This window comes from Pseudoneobacillus rhizolycopersici (assembly GCF_054786815.1).
The window spans coordinates 1-214 of sequence record NZ_JBTOOE010000295.1; the positions used below are offsets into that span (position 1 = coordinate 1).

At 51.4% G+C, this 214-nt stretch carries 1 protein-coding gene; it reads left to right on the plus strand.

The annotated features are described in order from the left end of the window. Positions 1–214 (plus strand): hypothetical protein (locus ACX9YW_RS23815; RefSeq protein WP_460351316.1); only part of this gene is annotated, 214 nt, incomplete at both ends.

Below are 214 nucleotides of genomic sequence, written 5' to 3' on the forward strand. Positions count from 1 at the left end.
TCACCTGCCTCCTGCAAAACCTGTATGCAGGTCAAGAAGCAACAGTCAGAACCAAACAGGGGCGAACATACTGGTTCCAAGTTGGGAAAGGAGTACGTCAAGCTCTAGGAGATGGTGAAGGACAGGGAAGCCTGGCGTGCTGGAGTCCATGTGGAGTCTCAACAAGTTGGACACGACTGAGAGACCGAATAACAACTACAACATGCCAGCAAGG